Here is a 416-nt window from a genome sequence, read left to right as displayed (position 1 = left end):
GCGTAGTCGCACCAGTTTCGCCGACACGCCGGTCGCGTCGAACCGCAACGGGCGGCCTTCCACCACCACAGTGCCGTCCTGGTCGAGGTCGGCCACGGTCGCGGTCAGCAGGGTGTTCACACCCCAGTCGACACCAAGCCCACGAGTGTGGCCGTCCAACCGGGGCGGGGTGTGCGGGGTCTGCCAGGGCAGGTCGACGCGAACCTTGCCATCGCCGGGACGCAGCGTCGGAGTGCACACCTTCACCCCGGCTGGCACGATCGCCGGCAGCACCACGTCGAAGGCATGCCACACCCAGTCGCGGTACGAGGCCGGCGCCGGGCACATCGGCAGCTGCGACCACACCCGCACGACGCTGTCGTCGACCCGGTCGACGACGACCTGTTGCCGGTCGGCCGCAGCGAGGCTCACCTGCC

At 70.9% G+C, this 416-nt stretch carries 1 protein-coding gene; it reads right to left on the bottom strand.

What is annotated here, in order from left to right:
- A partial coding sequence (locus I8N68_RS32530; protein ID WP_200216935.1) for a hypothetical protein occupies nt 1-416 on the bottom strand: 416 nt, incomplete at both ends.

This window comes from Micromonospora coerulea (assembly GCF_016598485.1).
GTDB lineage: Bacteria > Actinomycetota > Actinomycetes > Mycobacteriales > Micromonosporaceae > Micromonospora > Micromonospora coerulea.
This window is presented reverse-complemented; position numbering and strand designations above follow the sequence as displayed.